Raw genomic sequence first — 20,563 nt, 5'->3', positions numbered from 1 at the left:
GATCGAGAATGACCACGACGCTGTACACCTCCGACCATGAGTGGCTGGCCATCGACGGCGATGTCGCCACCGTCGGCATCACCGACTACGCGCAGCAGCAACTCGGCGATGTCGTGTTCGTCGAACTGCCCAAGGTCGGCCGCGCGCTCAAGAAGACGGAAGCTGCCGCGGTGGTCGAGTCGGTGAAGGCCGCCTCCGACGTCTACGCGCCGATCTCCGGCGAGGTGCTCGAGGTGAACGAAGGTCTCGCGAGCGAACCGGCGCTGGTCAATTCGGATGCGCAAGGCAAGGCCTGGTTCTTCAAGATCAAGATCGCCGACAAGAGCGAGCTCGGCGGACTCATGGATGAAGCCGCCTACAAGGCGCACACGGCTTAGAGAGCGATGGAGCAAGCGATGACCGCGCACCGCAAATCCAGCGGCGAGACCGCCGCCACCTTCGTCCGTCGCCATATCGGCCCCTCGGCGCGCGATGTCGCCGCGATGCTGGACGCCGTCGGCGCAAAAAGCGTCGACGCGCTGATGGCGGAGACGCTGCCCGCCTCGATCCGACAGGCCAGCCCGCTCGATCTCGGCAAGCCCTTGAGCGAGACCGAAGCGATCGCGCATATGGGCGAACTCGCGGCTCAGAACAAGGTGTTCACCTCGCTGATCGGCCAAGGCTATTCCGGCACGATCCTGCCCGCGGTGATCCAGCGCAACATTTTGGAGAACCCGGCCTGGTACACCGCCTACACGCCGTATCAGCCCGAGATCAGCCAGGGCCGGCTGGAGGCGCTGTTCAATTTCCAGACCATGATCTGCGACCTCACCGGGCTCGATGTCGCCAATGCCTCGCTGCTGGACGAAGCAACCGCCGCGGCCGAGGCGATGGCGCTCGCCGAGCGGCACTCGCAGGTGAAGGCGAAAGCCTTCTTCGTCGACAGGGACGTGCATCCGCAGACCCTCGCAGTGATGCGCACCCGCGCAGAGCCCCTGGGCTGGAATCTGATCGTCGGCGATCCCCTCGCTGATCTCGACAAGGCAGACGTGCTCGGCGCGCTGCTGCAATATCCGGGCTCTTCGGGTGCGGTGCGCGATCTGCGGCCCGCGATTGCGACACTGCGCGCCAAAGGCGCACTCGCGATCGTTGCCGCCGATCTGCTGGCGCTGACGCTTCTCGCCTCGCCCGGCGAGTTGGGGGCCGACATCGCGATCGGCTCGGCGCAGCGCTTTGGCGTGCCGATGGGCTATGGTGGACCGCACGCCGCTTACATGGCGGTGCGCGATGCGCTGAAGCGCTCGCTGCCCGGCCGCATCGTCGGCCTCTCCGTCGACTCCCGCGGCGCGCCCGCCTATCGCCTCGCGCTGCAGACCCGCGAGCAGCATATCCGCCGCGAGAAGGCGACCTCCAACATCTGCACCGCGCAGGTGCTGCTCGCCGTGATCGCGTCGATGTATGCGGTTTATCACGGCCCCGAAGGCTTGACGCAGATCGCGCGCACCGTGCATCGCCGCACCGCCGTGCTGGCCGCCGGCCTGCGCAAGCTCGGCTTCGCGCCGCAGTCGGAAAGCTTTTTTGACACGGTGACAGTGGATGCCGGCGCGCAGCGCGAGGCGATCGTCGCGCGCGCCGTCGGCGAGAAGATCAATCTCGGCCTCGGCGGTGCAGGCCTGCGCATCGCGTTGGACGAGACCACGACGCCTGCGACGGTCGAAGCAGTCTGGCGCGCTTTCGGCGGCAGCTTGTCCTATGCCGAGATCGACGCGGCGACGCGAGAAGCGCTGCCGGATGCCTTGAAGCGCGCGACCGGCTTCCTCACCCATCCGGTGTTCCACGCGCATCGCTCGGAAACCGAGATGCTGCGCTACATGCGCAAGCTCAGCGATCGCGACCTCGCACTCGACCGCGCGATGATCCCGCTGGGATCCTGCACCATGAAGCTGAATGCGACCACCGAGATGATGCCGCTGACCTGGCCGGAGTTCGGGTCCTTGCATCCCTTCGCGCCGCGCGAGCAGGCCAAGGGCTATCACGCGCTGTTCGCGCGGCTGGAAAAATGGCTGTGCGACATCACCGGCTATGACGCGATCTCGCTGCAGCCGAATTCGGGCGCGCAAGGAGAATATGCCGGCCTGCTCGCGATCCGCGGCTATCATGCCTCGCGCGGTGAAAGCCACCGCAAGGTCTGCCTGATCCCCTCCTCCGCCCACGGCACAAACCCGGCCTCCGCCGCGATGGTCGGCATGGACGTCGTGGTGGTTGCCTGCGAGAAGAACGGCGACGTCGACGTCAATGATCTCCGCGCCAAGGCGCAAGTGCATTCGAACGACCTCGCCGCAGTGATGATCACCTACCCCTCGACGCATGGCGTGTTCGAGGAGCACATCCGCGAGATCTGCGACATCGTCCACGGCCATGGCGGCCAGGTCTATCTCGACGGCGCCAACCTGAACGCGCAGGTCGGCCTGTCCAGGCCCGGCGACTACGGCGCCGATGTCAGCCATCTCAATTTGCACAAGACTTTCTGCATCCCGCATGGCGGCGGCGGCCCGGGCATGGGCCCGATCGGCGTGAGAGCACATCTCGCCCCGTTCCTGCCGGACCATCCCGCGACCCATGCCGACGCGCCGGTCGGCCCGGTCTCGGCCGCGCCGTTCGGCTCGGCGTCGATCCTGACCATCTCCTACATCTACATCCTGATGATGGGCGGCGAAGGTCTGATGCGCGCGACCGAGATCGCGATCCTCAACGCCAACTACGTCGCAGCAAAGCTCGAGCCGCACTTCCCGGTGCTCTACAAGAACGCGAGGGGACGCGTCGCTCATGAATGCATCGTCGACCCGCGGCCGCTCAAGACGACGAGCGGCGTCACCGTCGACGACATCGCAAAACGCCTGATCGACTATGGCTTCCACGCCCCGACCATGAGCTTCCCCGTGCCGGGCACCTTGATGATCGAACCGACCGAGTCGGAATCGAAGGCGGAGCTGGACCGCTTCTGCGACGCGATGATCGCAATCCGCAAGGAGATCGCCGAGGTCGAGGCCGGCCGCTTCAAGATCGAGGCCTCGCCCTTGCGCAACGCGCCGCACACCGTGCACGACATCGCCGACGACAACTGGGCCCGCGCCTACACCCGCGCGGAAGGCTGCTTCCCGGCCAGCACCTCGCGCACCGACAAATACTGGTCCCCGGTCGGACGCGTCGACAACGTCTATGGCGATCGTAACCTCGTGTGCTCCTGCCCGCCGGTGAGCGACTACGCGCAGGCGGCGGAGTGAGGGATTCGTCGGATGGGTTGAGCGAAGCAAAACCCATCGCCACAGTCTTCGACGCTGAACAAGGCGATGGGTTGCGTTTTCACTCAACTCATCCTGCGGATCATTTGCGATCCGTCCAAAACGAAACGGGCGCCGAAGACGTCGGCAACTCAACGTCCTCAGCGCCTGCTCCTCGCGAAAACTCTACCTGTTGAAGCTTACTCCTCCGTCGGCTCCTCGCCGTCGGCGTCACGCTCCGGGGCGCCGGCCAAAATCTGCTCGGCGATCAGACCCGAGTTCTGGCGGATCGAGGTCTCGATCTTCGCGGTGATGTCGGGATTGGCCTTCAGGAACGCTTTCGCGTTCTCGCGGCCCTGGCCGAGGCGCTGGCTGTCATAGGAGAACCAAGCGCCGGACTTCTCGACGATGCCGGCCTTGACGCCGAGGTCGAGGATCTCGCCCATCTTGGAGACGCCCTCGCCGTACATGATGTCGAATTCGACCTGCTTGAAGGGCGGCGCCAGCTTGTTCTTCACCACCTTCACGCGCGTGGTGTTGCCGACGACCTCGTCACGCTCCTTGATCGCGCCGATGCGGCGGATGTCGAGGCGGACGGAGGCGTAGAATTTCAGCGCGTTGCCGCCGGTCGTGGTTTCCGGCGAACCGTACATCACGCCGATCTTCATGCGGATCTGGTTGATGAAGATCACCATGGTGTTGGACTTGTTGATGGAAGCCGTCAGCTTGCGCAGCGCCTGGCTCATCAGACGGGCCTGGAGACCCGGCAGCGCGTCCCCCATCTCGCCCTCGAGCTCGGCCTTCGGCACCAGCGCCGCAACCGAATCGACCACCAGCACGTCCACCGCGCCCGAACGCACCAGCGTGTCGCAGATTTCCAGCGCCTGCTCGCCGGTGTCGGGCTGGGAGATCAGGAGCTCGTCGATGTTGACGCCGAGCTTGCGGGCATAGACCGGGTCGAGCGCGTGCTCGGCGTCGATGAAGGCGCAGATGCCGCCCTTCTTCTGCGCTTCCGCGACCGTATGCAGCGCCAGCGTCGTCTTGCCCGAGGATTCCGGCCCGTAGATCTCGACGATCCGCCCCTTGGGCAGGCCGCCGATGCCGAGCGCGATATCGAGCCCGAGCGAGCCGGAGGACACCGCCTCGATGTCCATCGAACGGTCGCTCTTGCCGAGTCTCATCACCGAGCCCTTGCCGAACTGGCGCTCGATCTGGGACAGCGCGGCGGCCAGGGCTTTACTCTTGTCCATGGAAGATCCTTCGACGATACGCAGGGCAGTAGCGGACATTGGTCGTGCTCCTTATGGCGGGGATTCGCGAGATGGACAAACGATTGGCGAAGCAGGTCGGCGATGGGAGCAATGTACCCCATCTGTTCCATGTTCGCAATATGTTCTTTTGCGCACTTGGGTACTGTCCCTCTTTAACCCTCAGTGTCCCAAAGTGAATTTGGCCGTGTCCCAATTTGTTCGCGATGTGCCGCAAGGCGTTCCTCGCCCGAATGGACTAAGCTTTAGGTAGATCGACTAGGCCGAGCCAATCGCCGGATTCCGGACTGTGACAGCGATGATTCCGGTCATCGCGACGGTCGGCGCCGCGTCCTTGGCGGGCCAATGAACCTTGGCACGGTCCATGCAGACCCATTCTTACCGGGATTTTGCATTCCCTCTCGGGGCTGGAAAGCCGCCGCCTGCGTTCATTTAAGCAGGCGGCGTTTTTATTGGTGTCCTGATTCAATTCAGTGGGTGTCAGGACCCGCCTCGAATGAGGCGGCTTCAGTTAGTGGCCTCCTCGCCCTCTCGCAAAATGCGGAAAACAACCCCATGCAGAGTAGGGTGACGGCCTAGCCCCTCTTCCGCAGAGCGCGCACGATCAGGCCCAGGAAGACCAGCCAAGCCGTCCAGCAGCCCACCGCTATCGCCATGAGCACATCGCCGTCTGAACTTTTTGCGATCGAGTGCGCCAGATAGGTCACGAGAAGGCAGATCAGGCCAAAAGCGATGAAGAGCACCACCGCGACAATCAGCCCGCAGCCGGACGACCTGGCAGGTGGCTCTGGCTGCGGCGAATCGAGACCGGTCATGGGGTCTCCATCCAGAAAGCCGATGCCTCAAACACTCGCCCAGAGAACGTGATTAACATTTTAGCAACTTAAGGTTATTGTCACCTTCATCGCGGAACGAAAGCGCGCTTATGCACTTAAGTCCTCAACAGAGGCGATGAGTGTGGACGACAAGGAGCGGCAGCAATTGCCAGCCCAAGCTACGCAGGACCGAGGGCAACGATGCCCGACCTGCGCCAGTGCCGCTCGTCTCAAGAGTTCACTCATGGATGTAGCGACAGGCAAGACGGTGCGTCTGTTCGAATGCAGCAAGTGCGGCCATTTCTGGGACGACTAGCCGGCAAGTTTATCGAGCCAAGCGCGCCTCAGTTGGTCGCCTCTTTGATTCGTCCGTCCAGCCACCGGAATGTCTTCGATCCGGCGAGCCACGCCACGCCTCGCTTGCCGATGATGTCGCCATCGCGCCCCAAGCCGCACTTGCTGGTCCTACATCAGCGCCAACAGAATGATGCCGAGAACCAGCACCACAAAGCCAGCCGCCGTCGCGGCGGCGAAAGACCGCTCTACGTTATCCATGATGCCACCCCGTTGTCGGCACGCCACGTTTCCCCCATGGCTTTGCCGAACGATCGGAATGTCACCGACTTGTGTGTCCCTAGTTGTGCAATCGGGTGTCCAAATTGGGACGGGCGCGAGGCGGTATGCGGCACGCGCGATGCTTCGCGCTAGCTGTAAGGCGTCTGTAAGCCGAGTCTTCTAGCGTGGTCCCGCCCGGTGGACCAACACCGGGCACTCCATACCCAGTCAACCCCGCTCCACCCGAGCGGGGTTTTCTGTTTGCGGTCCGCTGGCGGTGATGCAGCGGCCACATCCTGATTCGCACGTCGGCCTGTCAGGCTGCCGTAAGCTGAGCCAGCTAGGGTCAAGTGGCTATGGTGTTGCAGCCCAGCACCTCAGCCTCCAATAACCTTTGCCCCGCCTGGCTCTCCCCTGGCGGGGCTTTTTTCGTCCCACTGTGGCCAAAACACCGGCTCCCCTTACTCCCGCGTCAGCCGCAGCGAGAACGACCGGATCGCGGGCGCCGCCAGCAACACGATGGGCAGCATCGCGAGCCAGGCGATCAGCCACGAGGCCAGCCAGTGCTGGACGAACAGAAACGTCCCCGCGGCCGGAAAGCCGGCAATGCCCGCCGCGATCAGCGAGGTGAGACCGGACTGGATGACGCCGAAGACGAAATGACTGTGGCGTCGGGGAATGCCGAGCATGATGCGCGCCTTTGCTGAGTGCCGCCATCAGGCGAAGCAAGGCACGTGCCGCGGGTCGCTCGAAAGTGCGCCGTGCAGCCCCGCGAGGCCCCCGCGACTCCGCAGTGGCTACTTCAGCAACGTGCTCACAGAGCCGGAGGAGGAAGAGCGGCCGGCGCGGAAACCTGCGCCGATATGGCTAATTTTCTCCGAATCTCAATCAAATAGCCCGTGGTTCTCCGGCCATGAACAGAGTTCCTGTGTCAGTCATCCTGTCTTACGGAGCGCGCGCTTTCAAGATTGCCGTGAATTGTCCATGGCTTGACGGCAAATTTTGACGCGTCCGCGGAATACTCCGACCGCCAACATGTTTAGCCGTGATGGACGGTGAATCGTGGAGGTCGGCCATGAATCACAGGGGCGTCGAGTTCACTGTCGCCAAGACGGCTAATCCGGGTGTCTGGCAGTGGCAATTCCGGATCGGCGACCAGATCAAGACCGGCAAGACCGAGACGAAGATCGATCTTCTGGCGATCAGGCGCGCGCAGCTGCGCATCGACCGGGAGTTGAAGGCGATCGCGCGCAAGACGGCCTGAGCCGGACGGACCGAGAGCAGCGTTATGCAGGCGCCTGCGGGCGCTCCGGGGTGGCGGGTTCGGGCCACCCTGCGCGCACGTATTCCGTAAAGGCCCGGAATTGATCTGCCGGCGGTTTGGGATTGCACTGACCGCCATGGCCCGGGGGCGCGGCCTTACGCGATCGGTGTCAGCCATGCCGCAATATTTCTTTCGAATCCGGAACGGTCGTTATTCCGGCTGTGCGGACCAGGCGACGGAATTTGCCGATCGCAATGCGGCCTGGAAGGAGATGACCAGCGTCTGCGCCGACATGGCGTCGGGCATCGCCCGCAAACTCAGCGAAAATTCCGAGTGGCACATGGAGCTCCTGGATGAATCCAAGGAGCCGGTGTTCCGCATCCGCATCGTCGCGGAATCCCTCGATTAGGCTCGACGCCAAATCGCGAATCGCCATGCCCTAGTCGGCGCTGGGCAGCCGCCGCATGGTGAATTCGATGTCGCCGCTGGGCAGCTCGCGCCAAGTCTCGACTTCGCTCATATAGCCGGCCTTGGGGTAGCGGGCGAAGAAGGCCTGTGCCTTCGCGCGTGCCGCCGCGCGCGGCAGGGTGAAGGTCTCGCGCAGATAGCCGTCGCCCGGCCGCGCCGCCGATCCGACGCCCGCCCTGCGCCGGCGCGCCATCCGCTCGGCGAGATCCCGCGGACGATCGGCCATGTCTCACCTCCTCAACTCAGCACTTTCCGAAAGATGTAGGAAGAGGCTGGCGAAGGGGGAGTCCCGCCTGGGGCCGCCTTATGGAGGCAGCCCCGGCCGGGTCCGGTCAGTTGGCCGCGGCGGTGCCGGCCTTGGGCTTCTTGGTCGTGGTCGCGGCCGAGGCCTTCGGCGCAGCCTGCTTCGGCGGATCGGAGCGCATGCCGCCCCAGGGATCGCTCGACGTCTTGGCGTCCGGAATCTTCTTCAGGGTGTCCTTGTAGGCGCGCTCGCGCTCGGCTTCCGCGGCCTTCTCATCGTCGGTCTTGCCGGGGCCATCCTGCAGCAGGTTGATATGGGGCGCTTGCGCATAGGCCGGCCCCGCGAGCACGGCCAGAACCGCCGCCATACGGAAAAGCTTCATCAGTCACTCCTTGATCATCGACAGAGGGCGGATCACCGCGCGCTCGTCATCCTTGTCGCAGCCTCGTTACGGCCCCTTATCACGGTTCTGGGCGCCGCGCAGGCCACACGCCCCATCAGCCCGACCTGCACGATTTCGGCGAATGCAGCCAATCGTCCCAGATCGGGCCGCATTTGGTGCACCCGTTCAGAGCAAGGCCGAGCGCGGCCAGGCAAAACACCAAGACAAATCGACGCAACATCGTCCACCCACTGCCAAGGGCCGCATTTTAGAAGGTGAAGTCGGGCATTTTCAAGCCGACGGACGCCCGCCAGACCGGGTGACTTTGCCGCGCCAATGCGGGCAGAATGACCGAAACAACCGGCAACGGACGAGGAAACGACAGCAATGCAATCGCAGTCAGAACCGGCATTCGGCATCGACGAGGCCAGACGCGTGCTCGGCGAGGTCTTTGCACCATGGGTTCAGGATCTCGGTCTTTCCGTCGAGCGCATCGACCACGTCGCGCCGCAGGATCTGCCGGACTGGCAACCGGGCGCAACCCTGCGCATGGCTTTTTCGGAACGCCTGTGCCGGCATGGCGGCGTGGTCTGCGGCCAGGCCCTGATGGCGCTCGCCGATACCGCGATGGTGATCGCCATTCTCGCCGCCAATCGCGGCTACCGGCCGATGACCACCGTCGACCAGACCACGCATTTCATGCGCCCGGTCGCCTCCTCCGACGTGCTGGCGGACGCGCGCGTCGTGCGGCTCGGGCGCACCATGAGTTTCGGCCGCGTCACGCTGCTCTCCGCCACCGACAACAAGCCGGTGGCGATGGTCTCGAGCGCGTTCGCGATGCTGCCGGAGTGAGCATAATCGACAAGGTGGGAGCCGCGCGCGCAAGGCGCGTCGCGGCTCCCGTCGTTGATCATGCAGAGACGTCGATCATGCCGCAGGACATGAAGCGCGATTCCGATCGCGCTTGAGCGTTACCTTGGGACCTTACTTGCCGAGCACTTCGTCGGCCGCGGTGACGATGCTCACGTTCGGATTTTTTCCGCAGTAGGAGCCGAACTGCTTGGCGTTCTCGACGAACACGTCGGTGTCGATGATCGCGTTGTCCTCGTCGCCCTTGTACCAGCCGTCCATCCAGGTCAGCACCAGCTTGATGGTGTCATCGCCGCTTTCGAGGAATTGCTTGCAGCTCATGGTCGAGAGATCGAATTTGGTGGCGTGGGCGGGGACGGACGACAGCGAGAGAGCTGCGACGAACAGGATCGAAAGCGTGGTCTTCATCAGTATCTCCATCGGCGCGCGGCGCCATAAAGGAACGGCTTTGAGGGAAAAGTCAGCGGAAGGAACGTCCCCGCTTCAGTTTCGTAAACGAAGTCTGAAGCGCTGTGCAAGTAGCGCCAGTATTGAATTCATTTCAACGTAATTTCTATGCACTACTTCACAATCGTCACCATGGATCGACACGATGATCGAGAAGCGTGCAGCGCAGCGTCACCGGGTTTTCAAGGGCGGTACGATCACCTTTGAAAGCAGCGGAGTCGCGTGCACGGTGCGAAATATGTCGGACGGCGGCGCGGCGATCGATCTGGATGGCTCTGTCATGCTGCCGCCATCGTTCACGCTGTCCATCACGCGCGACAATTTCGTGCGAAATTGCCGCACGGTATGGCGCAACGACACGCGCATCGGCATTGCCTTCGTGCAATAGCGCACGCAATGTGAACGCCTGTTCGCATCACATACACAACACGCGATCATGCAACTCCGGCACATCCGTGTGGCGTCGTTCACGCAGGACCGGTCGCGACGTCGCGGCCAACGGCCGGCGACGATTTGATCCGACGCTCTCGGCGCCATGTCATGCCAATGTCGCGATCGGATCCCACCGTCGTCACCACAACATCATCGGCGCGAGTTCAAAGGCCCGGACGAGATTGCGGACGTTGCCGGGCGTGATCCGCTGCTCGGCCTCAAGGTTCTCCAGGGGATGCCGAGCAACGTCCGGGAGACACGCTGCAAGGCGGCGCTCCTCACCACGTTCGCAGCCACCCAGGGGGCGGGTGGCGGGCGTGTCTCAGCCCTCGCCTCTTTTCACTTCGATTTCTTCGCGGGATCGCTCGGGCGCGCCCCGCCCCACGGATCGTACTTTTCCTTGGGCTCGGGAATCCGCTCAAGGGCAGCCTTGTAGGCCTTCTCGTCGACCTTCGGTTTATTGTCCGCCTTGGGGGCATCATTGCCGGGCTGGTGCCGGCCGCCGCCCATCTGAGCCTGCGCCGAGGCGGCCGTCAGTACCAGCACCGCAGCCGCAATGACCATGATTCTCATGGATGCAATCCCCCTCGTCCGGGATACAAACTAGCCCGCAATCCCGTAATAGCAAATCCTGTTTCCCATCCCCCTTCAGCAAATGTTGATCGGCGGGGACTTCGCCGGGTCGCATTCGTGCCTATCTGTTTGCCCGCGGGGGACTTCGCGGATGTTTCGGATTGTTGCTCATGTGGCGCTGCTTGCTGCCGCGCTGGCGCTCGGTGCGTGCGGCTTTGCCGACAGCCGCGCGCCTGTGCCCGAGTTCATGCGCATCAAGGAGGCCGAGCAGCCACCGCCCGAGCCGCCCCCGGACGTCAAGCGCGTGGTGCGCGAACAGATCGACGTGGTCTTCCTCACGACGTCCTATCCGCGCGAGATTCACGTCGCCGCGCCCCATCATGAGGTGCGTGGACCGGGCTGGACGGCTTGCGTCCGCGCGCAGCTCACCTCGGCGACCGGTACTGCGCTGGGCATCCAGACCTACATCGTGACGATCACCGGCGGAAAGGTCGTCGACCGGCGCCGCGCCGAGCCAGACGATATCTGTGGGTCGGAAACCTACGAGCCGATCTAGCGACTGTCGAGGGAGCGGCTCGCCGCCCATCGGACGTTTTCGGACATGGTCACCAGACCGGACTCGCATCGCGAAAATGCGGCCGCTATAGCGGCTCCATGCTCGACTTCGATGGACGATATGAAGCCCTTCGCCGCCGCGACGCCGCGCTGGACGGCGTCATGTTCGTCGCGGTCAAGACGACCGGGATCTATTGCCGCCCGGTGTGTCCGGCGCGCACGCCGCTCGCTCGCAATGTGACCTTCTATCGTAGCGCGGCCGCCGCCGAGCACGCCGGCTTCCGGCCCTGCCTCAGATGCCGTCCCGAAACGGCGCCGTTCTGCCCTGCGTGGAACGGCACCAGGACAACCGTCGAACGCGCGTTGAGGCTGATCGAGAACGGTGAGCTTGACCGGAGCAGCGTGGACCGGCTGGCCGAACGGCTCGGCGTTGGTCCGCGCCATCTGGCGCGCCTGTTCGCGCGCCATCTCGATGCATCTCCGCTGCAGGTGGCGCTGTCGCTCCGAATCCAGCGCGCCAAGCGCCTCATCGATGCAACCGATCTTCCCATTGCCACGGTTGCCGACCGATCCGGCTTTTCCAGCACGCGACGCATGTGCACGGCCTTTACGCGCCTTTACGGTCGTCCACCTTCGGCATTCCGCAGAGCGGTCAGAACGTCAAAGCTCGAAAATGGTTGAGGGAGATCGCATGACCACCAGGATCTACGGGACGGTCAGTCCCGAACAACAGAAGCAGATGAGCGGCCTCGAGTTCGTGCAAGGCCTTGCGGGGAGAACCTTGCCTCTCAACACCATCGCGCAGACGCTTGGCTATGACGTGGTGGAGGCCGAGAACGGTCGCGTCGTCGTCGCGCTCGTGCCGACGCCCGCGCACCTCAACCCTGCCGGCACCGTCCACGGCGGCCTCACGGCCACCCTGCTCGACAGTTGCATGGGGCTCGCCATTCAGTCGACTCTCGACAAGGGAATCAGCCAGACGACGCTTGAATTCAAGATTTCGCTGGTGCGGCCCATCACGCCGGAGACCGGCCTGATCCGGGCCGAGGGCAAGGTCTTGAATTGCGGCCGTCGCATCGGAACGGCCGATGGGCGCGTAACGGACGCCAAGGGCCGGTTGCTGGCCCACGGCACGACGACGTGCCTGATCTTCTCTGCCTGAAATCGCGGGAACCAATCGTCGCACGGTCCGGTTCCGGGAAAAACATGAATGCCGCCCGGAACGAACACCGCCTCCTCTTCTTGTTACCGCCGAGGGCAGTACCGCAGGAGAAGATGATGAGGACGTTCACGATCGCGCTGCTGGCGGGCGTCGGAGCCCTGGCCGCAGCAGGCGGCGCAAAGGCCGCTGACTTCTACACGACCAGCGAATATGCCAGTCCCGATCTCGTTCAGCAAGTTCGACTCGTCTGCGACGACGCCGGCCGTTGCTATCGCACCCATCGTGGCGCGCGCGTGATCGTGGGCGACTCCTATGCCAGAATGCCGCGCGACCGCTATTACGAGCGACGCACCTATCGCGACTGGGATGACGGCCCGCGCGCCGGCGTCGGCATCCGCGCGCCCGGCGTCAGCGTGGGCGTCGGCGCCGATCGCTATTGATCGCTCCTTGACTTGAGGGACCGGGCAAGAATGCGGCCCGGTCCCGCCCACGTCAGGTCTCGAGCGGATCGGCCGGCGTGACGAAGCGTGCCGACGACGGCAACTGAGCGATGAAGCGGGCCAGCACCATGCCGGCAAACATCGCGGCAACGAAGATGAAGGCGGAGGCCGAGCCAAATCCGAGCGCAGTCAGCGCCGGCCCTGGACAGAAGCCAGCCAGCCCCCAGCCGATGCCGAAGATGGCGGGACCGGCGACAATTCTCGCATCGATATCCGTTCGCGTCGGAACGTAGAAGCGTTCGGCGAAGAAAGGCCGCGCGAGTTTCAAGACGCGGTTGAAGCCGATGAAGGTCACGGCCACGGCGCCGGCCATCACGAAAGCGAGGCTCGCGTCCCACGTCCCAGCAGGAATGCCGCCGACATCGAGGAAGTTCAGCACCTTTGCCGGGTTCGACATGCCGGAGACGATGAGGCCGAGACCGAAGATCAGACCGATCGCAAATTGGATGAGAATAGCCATCGTCGTCAGCTCCAGTGCCGCATCACGAAAACGGTGGCCATGCCCGCCGCCATGAAGGTGATGGTCGCGACCAGCGAGCGCACCGAGAGCCGCGACAGGCCGCAGACGCCGTGGCCGGACGTGCAGCCGCTGCCCCACACCGAGCCGAAGCCCGTGAGCAATCCGGCGACAATCAGGACCGGCGTTCCTGCTGCAATCGTCTGCGCCGGCAGGCTGCCGGTGGCAAGCCGCACCAACACCGGTACGGCAATCAGGCCTGCTATGAAGGCGAGCCTCCCTGCGAACTCGCGGTCCTCGTAAGGCGGTAACAGCCGCGCCGCGATGCCGCTGACGCCTGCGATCCGTCCCCTTGCCCACATCAAGAGCACGGCGGCCAGACCGATCAACGCCCCGCCCAGGAGCGAAGCAATCGGTGTAAAAGGCGTGGCGATCATTTTGATCCTCCGGATCGAAAGCACTCTTTGCGCATTCATCGCAGCATCCAGCGGCTCGCCGCCGCGATGCTCAATGAGACGTTAACAATACCACTCGAATTGACGCGGCGTCCCAACGGTATTTTCCAATCTTTGCGCTAAGCATGTCCGCGTGACGCGGCTTTGCCCGCGTGAACGGGGAACGACGGGACGTGGTCGACATCGCGCACCAGGCTGCGATCAATCCGGCATCTGCAAATGACGCCGTGCCGGCCCGCGCGCCGGTCCCGCTCACCGCGATCGAACCCGGCCAATGGCGCGCGCTCGCGCAATGCGCCATCGAACCGAATGGCTACTATTTGCCTGCCTGGGAACTCGCCGTCAGCGCGACGGCGCAGGGCCGCACCGGCGCGCTGGCCTTGCGCGCATTCGATGCGTCGTCGACGCGGCTGATCGGGCTGATGCCGGTCACTTCGCTCTGGCGCGCGTGGAAGATTCCCCTGCCCGCGCTGGTGAGCGCCCATCCCTATGGCACGCTGTGCAGCCCGCTGATCGACCGCGACTGCGCAAACGAGGCTGCCGCACGTTTGCTGCAGCAAGCGCGCGAGGCCGGCGCGCACGCGCTGATCCTGCGCGACGTCGCACTCGACGGCGCGGCAATGACATCGCTGAAGGAAGCTCTCGGCCGGACCGATCTGAAGCCGCGCGTGCTGAGCTCCTACGTCCGTGCCAGCCTCAATGCGACCCAGGACGGCGAAAAGCTGCTGCAAGAGGCGCTCGGCACGAAAAAGCTCAAGGAGCTGCGGCGCCAGCGCCATCGTCTCGAAGGGCACGGCCCCGTCGTGTTCGAGGTGGCGCGCGGGGTGGACGAGATCAGGCCGGCGCTCGAGACCTTCCTGCAACTCGAAGCCAGCGGCTGGAAGGGCAAGCGCGGCACTGCACTCGTTCAGAATGAGGGCGATGCGACATTCATCCGCCGCGCCGTGCCGGCGCTCGCGGAGACCGCGCAATGCGAGGTCGTCAGCCTGCGCGCCGGCTTGACGCCGATCGCCGCCGGCATCGTGCTGCGCCATCAGGACCGCGCCTTCTTCTTCAAGCTCGGCATCGACGAGCGCTTTGCGAAATATTCTCCGGGCGTGCAACTCGCCGTCGAGCTCACCCGCCACCTCTGCACTGATCCCGCCATTGCGAGCGCCGATTCCACCGCGAACGCCGACCATCCCATGATCAACCCGATCTGGCGCGGCCGCTTCGCGATCGGCGACGTGCTGATTCCGCTCCGGCGAAACGATCCGGTCGTGGCGCTCATTCACGCGGCGCTGTTGGCGCACGGTGCCGCCTACGAGGCGGCGCGGCGCGTAGTCCATTCAATAAGACGGGCAAATCGTCCGGCAACCTAGCTGACAAGGCCGTGCACTCACAAATCGGGGCGCCTGGCTCAGGCTCCCTGATGTCCGCTTGCCCGCCAACAGCGGCGCAACAGTGGACTTGCACTGACGCTCGTTGGTCCACGAATGAGCTTCGAGATTGGCCCGTAGACGGACGGCGACTATCGGATCACTATAGGCAAGGATCCACTTTTGTTCGACGAGCAAGGGAGCCCCCGCATGTACGCCAACATTCTCTTGAGCACGGATGGATCGGATGTCGCGAAGATAGGCGTTGAGCATGGGATTGCTTTAGCGAAAGCCCTGAACGCTAAAGTGACAGTCATCACCGTAACTGAACCGCTGCCGGTCTACTATGGGAACGGACATGCCGCGGGGTGGATTCCCTCGGCGGAAGAGTTTGATCGCTTTGACGCAGCCTGCAAGGAACGTGCGGGCAAAGTGCTCGATGAAGCTCGAGCCATGGCGCAGCAGATCGGGATAACTGCAGAACTCTTGCATGTTCCGAATGCGCACCCAGCCACCACGATCATCGCAACCGCAAAGTCCAGAGGCTGCGACTTGATCGTCATGGCCTCTCATGGGCGTCGCGGGTTCAGGAAGCTATTGTTGGGGAGTCAAACATCGGAGGTCCTGGCGGACGGAAGCGTGCCGGTGTTGGTCGTGCGATAGCAGGCACTGTGCGCTGGCTTCGCGCGGGACGCCTGAACGCAACGAGCTCTTCGGATTTGGGGCGTGGAGCGCAGCCTGCCATCGGTAGCGGGTGACGGCTTTCGAGCCTAAATCGGATGAAGCTTGCGGCGAGTTAATCTGCCTTACCAGAAAGATATTTGCAGCAGCGCGCATTCTGCGGTTGCTGAACCGTGGTGTTTCCACGGAAGCGTGGCCTCCTCGCCGCACGAGGGGTCTTTAGTGGAGGAAACACTCGGCCCGGAAGTCTCCCCGACCTTCCGGGTCGTTTTCTCCATCGCGTGTGCCAACGGCATCCAGGTTGTGGCACGACTGACCGAGAGATTGATCTGTCTCAAGACTGTATCCGAAACGCAGCCCAGCTTGCATTTGGAAGGCAGCGCTACGTCCAGACAATCGGGAGGTGAAGCATGTACCAGCATATCCTCATTCCGACAGATGGGTCGGAGCTGGCGGAACGCGGGGTGACGCATGGGTTGGCGTTGGCGAAATCCGTTGGAGCCAAGGTATCTCTAATCTACGTCGTGGAACCGCTTCTTGCCGTGACAGGCGACTATGCGAGCGTGCTGGATCACGCGGCAATTGCGGCCAGGAAGGCCGGTGTTTCCTGCGAGACAATTCAAGTGGAGAACGTGCCACCCGATCAAGCCATCGTCGCAGCGGCCGAGGACAAGGCCTGCGATCTCATCGTCATGTCATGGCACGGGCGTAGCGGGCTTTCCACGCTTCTCATCGGCAGCGTGACAAACAAGGTGATGACCTACGCGAAAACGCCCGTGCTGGTTTGTCGGTAAATGCGCAGACCGCCTGATGGCTCCAATCGACGCGCCGGCAGATGGAGATCGCCCTCTTCCGCCTCGTGCAACAATCTCAATCTCCAGACGACTACTCCACCGCCTGCGCGTTGATCTCCGCCGACACCTGGCGGATGGCGCGTGCGAGCAGGTTCGGATCCTGCGCGCCGGAGACGGCGTATTTCTGCGCGAACACGTAGGTCGGCACGCCGGAGATGCCCTTGTCGGCGGCTTCCTGCGCGTCCGCAGAAACGCGCGCCACGTCCTCGTCGGTGGCAAGGCGCCGCCGCACGTCTTCGGCGTCGAGCCCGACATCGGCCGCTGCCTGCACCAAGACGTTCACGTCGGTGAGATCGCCGCCGTCGCGGAAATACAGTTCCATCAGGCGCTGCTTCATCTCAGGCGCCCTGCCTATCGCCTCCGCCCACAGGATCAGGCGATGGCAGTCGATCGTGTTGGGCTGGCGCGCCACCATCTCGGGCCGGTAAACGAGCCCCTCTTCGCTCGCGGCCGCGACGACGCGGCCGGCAATGCCCTTGTAGGCCTCGACCGAGCCGAACTTGGTGGTGAGATAGTCCTCGCGGCTGATGCCCTCGCGCGGCACCCAGGGATTGAGGAAGAACGGACGGAAGGTGAGCTTGACCGGCACGTCCGGAACGAGCGCGAGCGCGCTCTCGATCCGGTGCTTGCCGATATAGCACCAGGGGCACACCACGTCGGAGACGACGTCGATCTGGAGCGGTTTCAGCGTGCTCATATCAGACGTGCTCATGGGCGCCTCCTTCGGGCATTTAAGAGTTCGCCCAAAGATAGGCCGAACCTGCCCCGAGGCAAGGGCGCTACGACATGGCTGCCGCCATCTGCTTCAGCTTCTCGGCGGTGCGCTCATCGGCCGGAAAGAAAGTCTCCAGCGCCAGCTCCGACAGGGTGATGTCGACCGGCGTGCCGAACACCATGGTGGTGGAGAAGAAACTTAGTATCTCGCCCTCGTGCCGCAGCTTGAAGGGGATCGCGACATTGTCGCTCGACAGTGGCCCCGCGCGCGCCGGGATCGGATAGCTCTTGAGGTCGTTGTACAGCTTGATCAATTCGGGATCGGCGGTGGCCTCGCATTGCCGGTGCAGCCGCTCCAGAAGATGCCCGCACCATTCGGCGAGATTGACTGTGCGCGGCGCCAGCGCCTCCGGGTGAAAGGCGAGCCGCAGCACGTTGAAAGGCTGGCCGAGCAGCCGCTGCGGAATGCCGTCGAGCAGCGGCGCCACCATGCGGTTGGCGGAGACCAGGTTCCAGTGCCGGTCCACCGCGAGTGCGGGATTGGGTTCATGCGCTTTGAGCACGAGGTCGATCGCCTGGCGGGCTGATTTCAAGGCGGGATCCTCCAGCGGGCGCTGCGGAAAGGCCGGCGCGTAGCCAGCCGAGACCAGCAGTACGTTGCGTTCGCGCAAGGGCACGTCGAGACGCTCGGCGAGCTTGAGCACCATCTCGCGCGAGGGCGCGGCACGGCCGGTCTCGACGAAGCTCAAATGCCGCGCCGAGATCTCGGCCTCACCCGCGAGATCGAGCTGGCTCATGCGGCGACGCTGCCGCCAGTCGCGCAAGTGATCGCCGATATGGATCGGCTGGCTTCGTTCGGCGCGTGCCGAGGATGCATGTGCGTTCATGGTCGAAAACCTAGCACGCCGGTTTCACCCCTTCCATTACCCGCCAGGTAATCGAATTGGATCTCGGGCCGGCGCATCTTCCGTCGCAACAGGAGATGACCATGATCGCGCTGCTGCTCTACCGCACCCTCGCAGACCACCTTCTCCCCTGGGCTGTGACGTTCGCGACCCGGATGCTGGCGCGCGGCCTCAACATGCCGGAGCCGCTGGTGCATTCGACCGGCCACTATGTCGTCGCGCAAGTCGTCGCCTTCGAGCACAGCGTCGGCAGGAGCCTCTGCCCGTTCCGTCTCGCCCGCCTGCTCCGTGCCTGGTGGCGCGGATTGCACTGATCCACTCCCGAAGCAACAAAGGAGAACCACGATGATCTTCGCATCCACATTCCTGCGCCGCGCGCTCCTGGCCGATGCTGTCTTCAGCGGCATCGCCGCCCTCGGCTTCACCTTCGGCGCCGGCGCGTTCGCAGCGCTGTTCAACCTGCCCGAAGTGCTGCTGCGCGAAACCGGCCTGTTCCTGATCGTCTACACCGCGCTGGTCGGCTGGCTCGCCTCGCGCGCCTCGTTGCCGAAGGCGCTCGTCCTCCTCGTCGTGATCGGCAATGCGGCCTGGACGGTCGCCAGCATCGCGCTGCTGTTTTCCGGCGCAGTGTCGCCGAACCTTGCCGGCGAGTTCATGGTCGTTGCGCAGGCGATCGCAACCGGCGTGTTCGCCGAGCTGCAATATCTGGGATTGCGCAAGAGCGGGAGTGCGGTGACGGCATGAGCCCACGCGACAAGTCGCAGTCGTGGCCCGGCCGCTCACCACTGCCAGTCGTCGCCCGGCTTGCCGCCTTCGCTAAAGCTTCGGCGGCCGAGCACCCCCGTGGCCCGGCGGAGCCGGGGCCCGGGCGACCCAGTATTCCAGAGACAGTGAAGGGATACGGAGAAGCTGCGGCGTACTGGGCGGATTCAACCGCTCGTCGCAACACTCGAGCAAAAGAGGTTGCGATGGAGAAGCGTGTGCGGACAGATCGTCCCCGAGAGGTCCTACGAGAAGATTATAGACCGTTCTGGACTGCGATTGCCTTGGGGCGATCGAGCGGGGATGCTGCGGTTGAGGCCGGGGTGTCGCCGTCGGTCGGAGTACGCTGGTTCCGGAGGGCGGGCGGTATGCCGCCAACACATTTGTCGCGATCGTCCAAACCTCGGTCGGAGCGCTACCTGTCGTTCGCCGAACGTGAGGAGATTGCCATCTTGCGCGCGCAGGGGCATGGGGTGCGAGCCATCGCTCGTCAGCTCGGCCGGCCTCCATGCACGATCTCCCGTGAGCTCCGTCGCAATGTGGCGCGCCGCCATGGCGCTCCAGAGTACCGGGCGACCACGGCACAATGGCATGCTGATCAGTCCGCCCGACGGCCCAAGTTTGCGAAGTTGGCAATCAACCCGACCCTGCGGGATTATGTGCAGGACAGGCTTGCCGGTATGATCGCTAAGCCAGACGGGGCGCTCCTCGTTGGCCCGAAGGTCGTGTGGAAGGGCCGCCGGGCGGTGCATCGGCAAAACCGACGCTGGGCGACGGCATGGAGCCCGGAACAGATTTCTCGGCGACTTCGGCTCGACTTTCCCGAGGATGAGACGATGCGCATCAGTCACGAGGCAATTTATCAGGCCCTTTATGTGCAGGGTCGAGGAGCTTTGCGCCGTGAACTGACGGCCTGCTTGCGCACTGGGCGGGCCTTGCGGATGCCGAGGGCGCGCGCCCGCAAAGGCAGAAGCTTCATTCCTTCCGAGATCATGATCAGTCAACGTCCGGCGGAAGCTGCCGATCGAGCTGTGCCGGGTCACTGGGAAGGTGACCTCATCATGGGCCTCGGTAGTTCCGCGATCGGCACTTTGGTGGAGCGCACGAGCCGTTTTACCATTCTGCTGCATTTGCCGCGCATGACCGGTCAGGAACAGGATGCTCGCGTGAAGAATGGACCTGCACTCGCCGGACATGGCGCTGAGGCGGTGCGAGACGCCATCACCCGCGCAATCTTCACCATGCCCGAGCGACTGCGGCGGTCTCTAACCTGGGATCAAGGAGCTGAGCTGGCTCAGCACGCGCGTCTGAAGATCGATGCAGGCGTGCAGGTCTACTTTTGCGACCCTCACAGCCCGTGGCAGCGCGGCACCAACGAGAACACGAATGGGTTGCTGCGCCAGTACTTTCCAAAGGGGACGGATCTCAGCATGCACGATGCCGATGATCTGGAGGCCGTGGCTCTTGCACTCAACACAAGGCCCCGCAAAACCCTCGGCTGGAAAACACCGGCAGAAACCCTCGACGAATTGCTCCGAGTGAGCGATACACGGAGTGTTGCGACGAGCGGTTGAATCCGCCC

Annotated in this window: 27 protein-coding genes; 16 read left to right on the top strand and 11 right to left on the bottom strand. The window is 63.9% G+C overall.

The window, feature by feature from the left end; translation table 11 throughout:
* Window positions 1–8 precede the first annotated feature (8 nt).
* Both gcvH and gcvP read left to right on the top strand, forming a co-directional pair.
* Window positions 9–377 (top strand): glycine cleavage system protein GcvH, encoded by a 369-nt coding sequence (gene gcvH, locus AXW67_RS20290; RefSeq protein ID WP_027552593.1) that lies wholly within the window; start codon window positions 9–11, stop codon window positions 375–377.
* Between the two features lie 18 nt (window positions 378–395).
* Window positions 396–3,263 (top strand): aminomethyl-transferring glycine dehydrogenase, encoded by a 2,868-nt coding sequence (gene gcvP / locus AXW67_RS20285; RefSeq protein WP_063679393.1) that lies wholly within the window; start codon window positions 396–398, stop codon window positions 3,261–3,263.
* A 197-nt stretch (window positions 3,264–3,460) separates the two neighbouring features.
* On the opposite strand, the gene recA is transcribed toward gcvP, so the two are convergent.
* From recA to AXW67_RS20270, 3 genes are all read right to left on the bottom strand, one after another.
* A complete protein-coding gene (gene recA, locus AXW67_RS20280) occupies window positions 3,461–4,549 on the bottom strand; it encodes a recombinase RecA (RefSeq protein ID WP_027552595.1) in 1,089 nt (362 codons plus the stop codon).
* A 554-nt stretch (window positions 4,550–5,103) separates the two neighbouring features.
* On the bottom strand, window positions 5,104–5,343 hold the full coding sequence (locus AXW67_RS20275) for a hypothetical protein (protein WP_063679275.1): 240 nt from the start codon (window positions 5,341–5,343) through the stop codon (window positions 5,104–5,106).
* Window positions 5,344–6,359: 1,016 nt separating this feature from the next.
* Window positions 6,360–6,587: a DUF2798 domain-containing protein gene (locus AXW67_RS20270; RefSeq protein WP_063679274.1), complete on the bottom strand. Its 228-nt coding sequence runs from the start codon at window positions 6,585–6,587 to the stop codon at window positions 6,360–6,362.
* Between the two features lie 386 nt (window positions 6,588–6,973).
* On the opposite strand from AXW67_RS20270, the gene AXW67_RS20265 reads away from it, so the two are divergent.
* Entirely contained in the window at window positions 6,974–7,162 is a 189-nt protein-coding gene (locus tag AXW67_RS20265) for a hypothetical protein (RefSeq protein ID WP_063679273.1), read from the top strand.
* Between the two features lie 175 nt (window positions 7,163–7,337).
* On the top strand, window positions 7,338–7,571 hold the full coding sequence (locus AXW67_RS20260) for a DUF6894 family protein (RefSeq protein ID WP_063679272.1): 234 nt from the start codon (window positions 7,338–7,340) through the stop codon (window positions 7,569–7,571).
* Window positions 7,572–7,601: 30 nt separating this feature from the next.
* Here AXW67_RS20260 and AXW67_RS20255 read toward each other — a convergent pair whose 3' ends face one another.
* The gene (locus AXW67_RS20255) at window positions 7,602–7,856 is read right to left on the bottom strand and encodes a hypothetical protein (protein WP_063679271.1); all 255 of its coding nucleotides are present in this window, start codon (window positions 7,854–7,856) and stop codon (window positions 7,602–7,604) included.
* Window positions 7,857–7,962: 106 nt separating this feature from the next.
* Window positions 7,963–8,256 carry a hypothetical protein gene (locus AXW67_RS20250; protein ID WP_027552601.1) on the bottom strand — a complete coding sequence of 98 codons (294 nt, stop codon included), beginning with the start codon at window positions 8,254–8,256 and terminating at the stop codon, window positions 7,963–7,965.
* Between the two features lie 387 nt (window positions 8,257–8,643).
* Between AXW67_RS20250 and AXW67_RS20245 the strand changes: the two genes are divergently transcribed.
* Entirely contained in the window at window positions 8,644–9,108 is a 465-nt protein-coding gene (locus AXW67_RS20245) for a PaaI family thioesterase (protein WP_063679270.1), read from the top strand.
* A gap of 132 nt (window positions 9,109–9,240) precedes the next feature.
* Here AXW67_RS20245 and AXW67_RS20240 read toward each other — a convergent pair whose 3' ends face one another.
* Window positions 9,241–9,534 carry an HdeA/HdeB family chaperone gene (locus tag AXW67_RS20240; RefSeq protein WP_027552603.1) on the bottom strand — a complete coding sequence of 98 codons (294 nt, stop codon included), beginning with the start codon at window positions 9,532–9,534 and terminating at the stop codon, window positions 9,241–9,243.
* Window positions 9,535–9,718: 184 nt separating this feature from the next.
* On the opposite strand from AXW67_RS20240, the gene AXW67_RS20235 reads away from it, so the two are divergent.
* Window positions 9,719–9,961: a PilZ domain-containing protein gene (locus AXW67_RS20235; RefSeq protein WP_063679269.1), complete on the top strand. Its 243-nt coding sequence runs from the start codon at window positions 9,719–9,721 to the stop codon at window positions 9,959–9,961.
* Window positions 9,962–10,344: 383 nt separating this feature from the next.
* On the opposite strand, the gene AXW67_RS20230 is transcribed toward AXW67_RS20235, so the two are convergent.
* On the bottom strand, window positions 10,345–10,578 hold the full coding sequence (locus AXW67_RS20230; RefSeq protein WP_063679268.1) for a hypothetical protein: 234 nt from the start codon (window positions 10,576–10,578) through the stop codon (window positions 10,345–10,347).
* A 151-nt stretch (window positions 10,579–10,729) separates the two neighbouring features.
* On the opposite strand from AXW67_RS20230, the gene AXW67_RS20225 reads away from it, so the two are divergent.
* The 4 genes from AXW67_RS20225 to AXW67_RS20210 all read left to right on the top strand — a co-directional run bounded on the left by AXW67_RS20225 (window position 10,730) and on the right by AXW67_RS20210 (window position 12,735).
* On the top strand, window positions 10,730–11,134 hold the full coding sequence (locus AXW67_RS20225) for a hypothetical protein (RefSeq protein ID WP_063679267.1): 405 nt from the start codon (window positions 10,730–10,732) through the stop codon (window positions 11,132–11,134).
* 98 nt (window positions 11,135–11,232) lie between these two features.
* Window positions 11,233–11,814 (top strand): bifunctional transcriptional activator/DNA repair enzyme AdaA, encoded by a 582-nt coding sequence (locus tag AXW67_RS20220; protein WP_027552607.1) that lies wholly within the window; start codon window positions 11,233–11,235, stop codon window positions 11,812–11,814.
* Between the two features lie 10 nt (window positions 11,815–11,824).
* Window positions 11,825–12,295: a PaaI family thioesterase gene (locus AXW67_RS20215; protein WP_063679266.1), complete on the top strand. Its 471-nt coding sequence runs from the start codon at window positions 11,825–11,827 to the stop codon at window positions 12,293–12,295.
* Between the two features lie 113 nt (window positions 12,296–12,408).
* Complete coding sequence (locus AXW67_RS20210) at window positions 12,409–12,735, top strand: hypothetical protein (protein ID WP_063679392.1); 327 nt, start codon at window positions 12,409–12,411, stop codon at window positions 12,733–12,735.
* A 52-nt stretch (window positions 12,736–12,787) separates the two neighbouring features.
* Here AXW67_RS20210 and AXW67_RS20205 read toward each other — a convergent pair whose 3' ends face one another.
* Window positions 12,788–13,255: a DUF6691 family protein gene (locus tag AXW67_RS20205; RefSeq protein ID WP_063679265.1), complete on the bottom strand. Its 468-nt coding sequence runs from the start codon at window positions 13,253–13,255 to the stop codon at window positions 12,788–12,790.
* A gap of 5 nt (window positions 13,256–13,260) precedes the next feature.
* Entirely contained in the window at window positions 13,261–13,689 is a 429-nt protein-coding gene (locus tag AXW67_RS20200; RefSeq protein ID WP_063679391.1) for a YeeE/YedE family protein, read from the bottom strand.
* A gap of 191 nt (window positions 13,690–13,880) precedes the next feature.
* On the opposite strand from AXW67_RS20200, the gene AXW67_RS20195 reads away from it, so the two are divergent.
* The 3 genes from AXW67_RS20195 (at window position 13,881) to AXW67_RS20185 (ending at window position 16,540) form a co-directional block, all read left to right on the top strand.
* Window positions 13,881–15,068 (top strand): GNAT family N-acetyltransferase, encoded by a 1,188-nt coding sequence (locus tag AXW67_RS20195; protein WP_063679264.1) that lies wholly within the window; start codon window positions 13,881–13,883, stop codon window positions 15,066–15,068.
* Window positions 15,069–15,275: 207 nt separating this feature from the next.
* Window positions 15,276–15,728, top strand: a complete 453-nt coding sequence (locus AXW67_RS20190; protein ID WP_063679390.1) for a universal stress protein — start codon at window positions 15,276–15,278, stop codon at window positions 15,726–15,728.
* Window positions 15,729–16,156: 428 nt separating this feature from the next.
* A complete protein-coding gene (locus AXW67_RS20185) occupies window positions 16,157–16,540 on the top strand; it encodes a universal stress protein (protein ID WP_063679263.1) in 384 nt (127 codons plus the stop codon).
* A 91-nt stretch (window positions 16,541–16,631) separates the two neighbouring features.
* On the opposite strand, the gene AXW67_RS20180 is transcribed toward AXW67_RS20185, so the two are convergent.
* Both AXW67_RS20180 and AXW67_RS20175 read right to left on the bottom strand, forming a co-directional pair.
* Complete coding sequence (locus AXW67_RS20180; RefSeq protein ID WP_063679262.1) at window positions 16,632–17,297, bottom strand: DsbA family oxidoreductase; 666 nt, start codon at window positions 17,295–17,297, stop codon at window positions 16,632–16,634.
* Window positions 17,298–17,379: 82 nt separating this feature from the next.
* Window positions 17,380–18,201 carry a helix-turn-helix domain-containing protein gene (locus tag AXW67_RS20175; RefSeq protein ID WP_063679261.1) on the bottom strand — a complete coding sequence of 274 codons (822 nt, stop codon included), beginning with the start codon at window positions 18,199–18,201 and terminating at the stop codon, window positions 17,380–17,382.
* 101 nt (window positions 18,202–18,302) lie between these two features.
* On the opposite strand from AXW67_RS20175, the gene AXW67_RS20170 reads away from it, so the two are divergent.
* From AXW67_RS20170 to AXW67_RS20160, 3 genes are all read left to right on the top strand, one after another.
* Window positions 18,303–18,533 carry a hypothetical protein gene (locus tag AXW67_RS20170; RefSeq protein ID WP_201723696.1) on the top strand — a complete coding sequence of 77 codons (231 nt, stop codon included), beginning with the start codon at window positions 18,303–18,305 and terminating at the stop codon, window positions 18,531–18,533.
* 31 nt (window positions 18,534–18,564) lie between these two features.
* Window positions 18,565–18,963, top strand: coding sequence for a hypothetical protein (locus AXW67_RS20165; RefSeq protein WP_063679259.1), 399 nt, complete (start codon window positions 18,565–18,567; stop codon window positions 18,961–18,963).
* 224 nt (window positions 18,964–19,187) lie between these two features.
* The gene (locus AXW67_RS20160) at window positions 19,188–20,555 is read left to right on the top strand and encodes an IS30 family transposase (protein ID WP_201723621.1); all 1,368 of its coding nucleotides are present in this window, start codon (window positions 19,188–19,190) and stop codon (window positions 20,553–20,555) included.
* The last annotated feature ends 8 nt before the right edge of the window (window positions 20,556–20,563 follow it).

This window comes from Bradyrhizobium neotropicale (assembly GCF_001641695.1).
Classification (GTDB): Bacteria; Pseudomonadota; Alphaproteobacteria; order Rhizobiales; family Xanthobacteraceae; genus Bradyrhizobium; species Bradyrhizobium neotropicale.
The sequence above is the reverse complement of the archived record's forward strand: the minus strand, read 5'-3'. Positions and strand labels throughout refer to the sequence as shown.

Bases quoted from the DNA above. Each gene is read 5' to 3' on its own strand.
- gcvH (WP_027552593.1), top strand. From the start codon at position 9: ATGACCACGACGCTGTACACCTCCGACCATGAGTGGCTGGCCATCGAC.
- gcvP (WP_063679393.1), top strand. From the start codon at position 396: ATGACCGCGCACCGCAAATCCAGCGGCGAGACCGCCGCCACCTTCGTC.
- recA (WP_027552595.1), bottom strand. From the start codon at position 4,549: ATGTCCGCTACTGCCCTGCGTATCGTCGAAGGATCTTCCATGGACAAG.
- AXW67_RS20275 (WP_063679275.1), bottom strand. From the start codon at position 5,343: ATGACCGGTCTCGATTCGCCGCAGCCAGAGCCACCTGCCAGGTCGTCC.
- AXW67_RS20270 (WP_063679274.1), bottom strand. From the start codon at position 6,587: ATGCTCGGCATTCCCCGACGCCACAGTCATTTCGTCTTCGGCGTCATC.
- AXW67_RS20265 (WP_063679273.1), top strand. From the start codon at position 6,974: ATGAATCACAGGGGCGTCGAGTTCACTGTCGCCAAGACGGCTAATCCG.
- AXW67_RS20260 (WP_063679272.1), top strand. From the start codon at position 7,338: ATGCCGCAATATTTCTTTCGAATCCGGAACGGTCGTTATTCCGGCTGT.
- AXW67_RS20255 (WP_063679271.1), bottom strand. From the start codon at position 7,856: ATGGCCGATCGTCCGCGGGATCTCGCCGAGCGGATGGCGCGCCGGCGC.
- AXW67_RS20250 (WP_027552601.1), bottom strand. From the start codon at position 8,256: ATGAAGCTTTTCCGTATGGCGGCGGTTCTGGCCGTGCTCGCGGGGCCG.
- AXW67_RS20245 (WP_063679270.1), top strand. From the start codon at position 8,644: ATGCAATCGCAGTCAGAACCGGCATTCGGCATCGACGAGGCCAGACGC.
- AXW67_RS20240 (WP_027552603.1), bottom strand. From the start codon at position 9,534: ATGAAGACCACGCTTTCGATCCTGTTCGTCGCAGCTCTCTCGCTGTCG.
- AXW67_RS20235 (WP_063679269.1), top strand. From the start codon at position 9,719: ATGATCGAGAAGCGTGCAGCGCAGCGTCACCGGGTTTTCAAGGGCGGT.
- AXW67_RS20230 (WP_063679268.1), bottom strand. From the start codon at position 10,578: ATGAGAATCATGGTCATTGCGGCTGCGGTGCTGGTACTGACGGCCGCC.
- AXW67_RS20225 (WP_063679267.1), top strand. From the start codon at position 10,730: ATGTTTCGGATTGTTGCTCATGTGGCGCTGCTTGCTGCCGCGCTGGCG.
- AXW67_RS20220 (WP_027552607.1), top strand. From the start codon at position 11,233: ATGCTCGACTTCGATGGACGATATGAAGCCCTTCGCCGCCGCGACGCC.
- AXW67_RS20215 (WP_063679266.1), top strand. From the start codon at position 11,825: ATGACCACCAGGATCTACGGGACGGTCAGTCCCGAACAACAGAAGCAG.
- AXW67_RS20210 (WP_063679392.1), top strand. From the start codon at position 12,409: ATGATGAGGACGTTCACGATCGCGCTGCTGGCGGGCGTCGGAGCCCTG.
- AXW67_RS20205 (WP_063679265.1), bottom strand. From the start codon at position 13,255: ATGGCTATTCTCATCCAATTTGCGATCGGTCTGATCTTCGGTCTCGGC.
- AXW67_RS20200 (WP_063679391.1), bottom strand. From the start codon at position 13,689: ATGATCGCCACGCCTTTTACACCGATTGCTTCGCTCCTGGGCGGGGCG.
- AXW67_RS20190 (WP_063679390.1), top strand. From the start codon at position 15,276: ATGTACGCCAACATTCTCTTGAGCACGGATGGATCGGATGTCGCGAAG.
- AXW67_RS20185 (WP_063679263.1), top strand. From the start codon at position 16,157: ATGTACCAGCATATCCTCATTCCGACAGATGGGTCGGAGCTGGCGGAA.
- AXW67_RS20180 (WP_063679262.1), bottom strand. From the start codon at position 17,297: ATGAGCACGCTGAAACCGCTCCAGATCGACGTCGTCTCCGACGTGGTG.
- AXW67_RS20175 (WP_063679261.1), bottom strand. From the start codon at position 18,201: ATGAACGCACATGCATCCTCGGCACGCGCCGAACGAAGCCAGCCGATC.
- AXW67_RS20170 (WP_201723696.1), top strand. From the start codon at position 18,303: ATGATCGCGCTGCTGCTCTACCGCACCCTCGCAGACCACCTTCTCCCC.
- AXW67_RS20165 (WP_063679259.1), top strand. From the start codon at position 18,565: ATGATCTTCGCATCCACATTCCTGCGCCGCGCGCTCCTGGCCGATGCT.
- AXW67_RS20160 (WP_201723621.1), top strand. From the start codon at position 19,188: ATGGAGAAGCGTGTGCGGACAGATCGTCCCCGAGAGGTCCTACGAGAA.